Origin of the sequence: Roseateles sp. (genome assembly GCF_044373315.1) — a bacterium.
Taxonomy (GTDB): Bacteria; Pseudomonadota; Gammaproteobacteria; order Burkholderiales; family Burkholderiaceae_C; genus JACDQM01.
This window is the reverse complement of sequence record NZ_JBILQK010000174.1, coordinates 1-4,618: the sequence shown is the minus strand read 5'-3', so window position 1 is coordinate 4,618 and position 4,618 is coordinate 1. Positions and strand designations below refer to the sequence as shown.

The 4,618-nt window shown below is 64.2% G+C and carries 6 protein-coding genes; all 6 read right to left on the bottom strand.

Features of this window, described 5'->3' with window-relative positions:
• Nucleotides 1-226 (bottom strand): Tfp pilus assembly protein FimT/FimU (locus tag ACIQ67_RS19795; protein ID WP_397536090.1); only part of this gene is annotated, 226 nt, incomplete at its 3' end.
• An 8-nt stretch (nt 227-234) separates the two neighbouring features.
• Nucleotides 235-981 (bottom strand): flagellar brake protein, encoded by a 747-nt coding sequence (locus ACIQ67_RS19790; protein WP_397536089.1) that lies wholly within the window; start codon nt 979-981, stop codon nt 235-237.
• 38 nt (nt 982-1,019) lie between these two features.
• On the bottom strand, nt 1,020-1,319 hold the full coding sequence (locus tag ACIQ67_RS19785) for a flagellar protein FliT (RefSeq protein ID WP_397536088.1): 300 nt from the start codon (nt 1,317-1,319) through the stop codon (nt 1,020-1,022).
• 55 nt (nt 1,320-1,374) lie between these two features.
• Entirely contained in the window at nt 1,375-1,788 is a 414-nt protein-coding gene (gene fliS, locus ACIQ67_RS19780; protein WP_397536087.1) for a flagellar export chaperone FliS, read from the bottom strand.
• 292 nt (nt 1,789-2,080) lie between these two features.
• Nucleotides 2,081-3,520 (bottom strand): flagellar filament capping protein FliD, encoded by a 1,440-nt coding sequence (gene fliD, locus ACIQ67_RS19775; RefSeq protein ID WP_397536086.1) that lies wholly within the window; start codon nt 3,518-3,520, stop codon nt 2,081-2,083.
• 118 nt (nt 3,521-3,638) lie between these two features.
• Nucleotides 3,639-4,544: a flagellin gene (locus tag ACIQ67_RS19770; protein WP_397536085.1), complete on the bottom strand. Its 906-nt coding sequence runs from the start codon at nt 4,542-4,544 to the stop codon at nt 3,639-3,641.
• Nucleotides 4,545-4,618 lie beyond the last annotated feature (74 nt).

The window sequence follows — 4,618 nt, the reverse complement described above, 5'->3', positions numbered from 1 at the left end:
GGCCAGCGCGGTAGCTGATGAAGACGCTGGCGCCACGCAGGCTTTCCTCGCGTGCCAGGCGCAGGTCCAGGGCCAGGCTTTCACCCGCCGCGCGCAGCTGTTGCCGGGCGGCGAAGTTCGCATAGCTGGGCACCGCCATCGCCAGCACTATGCCGGTGATCGCCATCACGGCGGCCACCTCCAGCAGCGTGAAGCCGCGTAGTGCGGATGCATTGCTGGCGGTCATGGAGAGGGCTAGGCCTTCTTCGCCATCAGTCGCTGGCGTTTCTGGGTCAGGTCGATGAAGCTCTGCAGTGCTCGCTCGGCGCCGTCCGGCATAGCCGTGAATGCACAGCCCAGACGGATGCCGTCGGTGCCCGGTCCGCCTGAACTCAGGTGCTGGAGCTTGAGTGTTGCTTCGAAGTGGCTGTCGCGCTCAAGCTCGACCTGCACTCGCGCAAGAGTCTCGCCCGCGGCGATCTCGGGTGTGCCGGGCGGCAGCAGCAGGGCCAGTCCGGTGATGCTGACATCCAGCACGCGCAGCTGCAGCGCCAGCTCGGGGTTGTGCGGATGGCGCAGCTGCACGCGGGGATAGTTGCTGCCCAGCGGTTGCACGCGGAAGGCCTGCCGGCGCTGGAAGCGGTAGAGCAGGGGCGGGACGGGCGCACGCAACGTGGCTTCGCCAGCGCCCTTCACGAGCAGCAGACGGCCGAGCTCGAATTCGAGCCGGATGCTGTCCAGATAGGCCAGGCCCAGCACCTCGTCACTGTGCTGCAGGGCCTCAAGCTCGGGCTCATTGCCGCGCACGGAGAAGCACAGGCCGCCCAGGCCGGGGTCGACCTCGATCAGGGGCGCATGGAGCGTGATGCCCTCGGGCGTGCCGAGGCTCACCCGCAAGCGCTGCTGTTGAATCTGGCGCAGCAGGGCCAGCACCTCGGCGCCTGCATCGATGCGGAACTCGTCGAGGTTGGCTGTCGAGCTGCGGAGGCTGTCGATAGGCATGGGCATCTCGGCCGGCGTAGGCACCGGCATTTCTGCTGTCAGTGCACCATGGAGCTGCGGCCGCCCAGCATCTGGTCAAGGTCTTCCAGCCAAGGCTCGGCCAGGTGTCGGATCTCGGCGTCGTTGAGCAGGATGCGCTGCATGATGCGGGTCTTCAGTTTGCTCTCTTCCGGCGCCAGCTGGCGCTGGGCAGCGGCATGCTTGAGCTGGGAGATCAGCAGCACACAAGCGCCTTCGAGCTTGACGACTTCATCCCAGTTGCCGGAGCGGGCGGCGGACAGCATGTCGGCGCTGGCTTGCTCGATGGCTTCGTAGTAGCTCAGGAGGTGGGAGTTCATGATGCGGTCCACAGGGAAGTCGTTGGAGGGGTGCATGGAGGCGGTGCGTTTTCGATCAAGTGGCTTGGCCAATGCTGTGCCAGGCGTCGCGCACCGGCTGCAGCAGTCGTTGGCATTCTTCGACAGCGGCCAGGTCTGAATGCAGATTGGCGTGTGTCAGTTGCTTGCACATGTAGACATAGAGATCGCTCAGGTCGCGTGCCAGCGGGCCTGCATCCAGCTGCAGGGCGGCTTTGAGACCCTCGTCGAGGATGCGCACGGCGCGGCTGAGCGAGCGGCCCTTGAGCTCGATATTGCCTTGCTCGATGGCACCACGGGCCTGGACCATTGCGTCCGACAGGCCGTCGAACAACAGGGCGACCAGACGGTGCGGGCTGGCATTGAGGACATCGGTCTCCAGGCCCACTTTGCTGTACATCGAACTGGCCCGGTGGGCGTGCGATGCGAAGGGGGAGGTGTTGCCGTACATGGGGGGCTAGCTTTCAGGAAGAGGCGTGTTGAGATCTTTTTCGGCCCCCCACTGGGAAACTTGAGATCCGTCTCCCCCCCCGGCTGAACGGCAATTCAGCCCGGGTATCGCCCCTTATCGACCGATCATCAGCGCGCCGCTGACGACGGCGCCGTCCCCGGCCAGAGCGTCCGCAGGAGACCAGCCTGGCCAGCGCCGGGCAGGCGCAGACGCTGCAAATGGCTGACTGAATTGAAAAAGCCCGGCACTGCCGGGCTTTGCGCTGCGCTGGGCGTCCGCGGGCTGCGGGGTCTCAGCTGTTCTTGTTGAGCATATTCATCTGCTGGTTCACATAGCCTGACAGGCCATTGAGCCTGCTCATCTGCGTGTCCAGTGCGGTGTAGCGGGCGCGCAGTCGCTTCTCGGTCAAGGCGATGCGATCTTCCAGCGCACTCTCGCGTTTTCCGTTGGCATTGATGCTGGCCTGCAGTCCCTTCTGGCGGTTCGACAGACTGCCATCGGTACCTAGCAGTTGATCGGCCATGCGGCGCAGCTGCTGCGCCAGGCCGTCATTGGCTTTGTTCGCGCTGTCGGTGCCGGCCAGCAGCTTCTTCATGTCGTCCAGGTTGCCCAGCGACTTGCTCAACTTGGTGCTGTTGATCTTCAGCGTGCCGTCTGAGGCCGGGTCCAGTCCGATGTCGGCCAGGCGGGACAGACTGCCACCCAGCGTGGTCGATCCGGCCACCAGGCTGCGCAGCCGGCCCTGGATACCGATCAGCGTGCCATCGCCTTGCAGCGTGCCGGCGGTCTTGTTGGCAGGGTCGTACTTGCTTTGGTCACGCATCAGCGTGATCACGGCGTTGTACGCGGTGACGAATTCCTCGAGCGTCTTCTTGACCGTGTCCTTGTCCTGGGCGACGCTCAGCGTCACATCGGCCGTGGTCGGCTTGAGCAAGGTGATGTTCAGGCCATCGACTGCTTCCCTGAGCGTGTTGCTCTGCGAATTGATCGGGATGCCATTCAATGTCGCCAAGGCGTTGCTGGCGGCCATGTTCTGCGTCATCGACGCAATGCCGACGCTGGGATCGAAGGCCAATGCGGACAGTCCGGTGTCATCTCCGTTCGAGCCGTCGTTGTCGACCACGCTGACGGTGAATGCATTGCCTTCGCCGGTCTCGCTGGATCGCATCACGAGGCGTGGGCCGCTCGAGTCGGTCACGATGGAGGCGACCACGCCAGCGGCCGAAGCATTGATCTTGTCGCGAATGGCGGTGATCGACTCCTGTCCAGGCAGGATGTCGATCTTGATGGGCGGCTTGGCGGCATTGGCGCTGAACTCGGTCTGGTCAGCATTCCAGCTGCCCAGCTGAACTGTGATGAAGCCTGAGCCAACTGCGCCCGGTGCGACTGGCAGCACCTTGCTCGAGACAGTCTGCGAGGTGGCCAGCTTCTGCACCGAGACGCTGAAGTTGCCGGGTATGCTGGCCGAGCCCGAGCTGACAGTGACGCTGGCCGGATCCGTCGAGTTGGGCAGATTGGCCGTCCACATCTCAGGGCGGTTCAGCTTGGCGGCGGTGTCGCGCAGTGTCGCTAGGCTGCTCTGCAGCTTGCCGAAGGCGGACAGCTTGGTCTGCAGATCGTTGGTGCGGGTCTGCAGCTGCTTGATCGGTGTGCGCTCGTTGGCGACCAGCTTGCTGATCAGCGACTCGATGTCGAGGCCGCTGCCAATGCCGGCTGAGGTGATGGTTGCCATGTCGAGTCTTCCTGGGTCAAACGGCCGACGCTATCAGTGATATCGACCGGCCGAACAAGAACTGAAGGCCGGCGCAAGGGCCGGCGTTCTCAATCTGGAAGCACGGAGTGCGCCTGGCTTAGCCGCCGCGCAGCAGCGACAGCACCTGCTGGGGCAGCTGGTTGGCCTGCGCCACCATCGCATTGCCGGCCTGCTGCAGGATCTGTGCGCGGCTGAGTTGCGAGGTCTCGGCGGCGTAGTCGGCATCCATGATGCGGCTGCGCGCGGCGCTCTGGTTCTCGACCGAGATCTGCAGATTCGAGATGACAGCGTCGAAACGCGACTGCACGGCACCGAAGGTTGCGCGGGTGTTGTTGATCACGGTCAGCGCGTCATCGATGTCGTCGATCACCTTGGCCAGGCCTGTTGCGTCTGTCGGCGTGGGGCGGGGGACGCTGGAGGCGGTACCTGCGTCAGTGGCCGCGCCGATCGAAACAGGTGTGCCGCCCGGCGGGATCAGTGCGCCCACGGCCGCGTCTTGCGGCAGATCGAGAGCGGGCACGTCGATGGTGTCCCAGGACGAGGTGTTGGCGCCGATCTGATAGACCTGCGGCAGACCGCTGGGGTCGTTCAGGATCGGCTTGCCGTTGAACGAGGTGGCGCCCATGATCCGGGTGATTTCACCGGCGAGCTGCTGAAACTCCTTGTCCAGGGAGTCCTTGTCCGAGGCGCTGTTGGTGGCATTGCGCGACTGCACCGTCAACTCACGCATGCGCTGCAGTGCGTCGCTGATCTTGCCCAGAGCGCCTTCAGCCGTCTGCGCCAACGAGATGCCGTCATTGGCATTCCGCATCGCAACCGTCATGCCACGAACCTGCGTGTTCATGCGTTCAGCGATGGCCAGACCGGCCGCATCGTCCTTGGCCGAGTTGACGCGCAGGCCCGAAGACAGCCGCTGCATCGCGACGGACAGCGATCCCTGCGAACTGTTCAGATTGCGTTGCGCGTTCAGCGACGCAATATTGGTATTGATGGTCTGGGGCATTTCAGCACTCCTGCAAGTTCCGGTCGGCGGGCAGTTTTCACCAACCCGATGGACGCATTCTGCGAGTGCTGAAG

What these genes read in the sequence shown, in the direction of transcription:
- ACIQ67_RS19790 (WP_397536089.1), bottom strand. Translation starts at nt 981, where the DNA reads ATGCCTATCGACAGCCTCCGCAGCTCGACAGCCAACCTCGACGAGTTC.
- ACIQ67_RS19785 (WP_397536088.1), bottom strand. Translation starts at nt 1,319, where the DNA reads ATGAACTCCCACCTCCTGAGCTACTACGAAGCCATCGAGCAAGCCAGC.
- fliS (WP_397536087.1), bottom strand. Translation starts at nt 1,788, where the DNA reads ATGTACGGCAACACCTCCCCCTTCGCATCGCACGCCCACCGGGCCAGT.
- fliD (WP_397536086.1), bottom strand. Translation starts at nt 3,520, where the DNA reads ATGGCAACCATCACCTCAGCCGGCATTGGCAGCGGCCTCGACATCGAG.
- ACIQ67_RS19770 (WP_397536085.1), bottom strand. Translation starts at nt 4,544, where the DNA reads ATGCCCCAGACCATCAATACCAATATTGCGTCGCTGAACGCGCAACGC.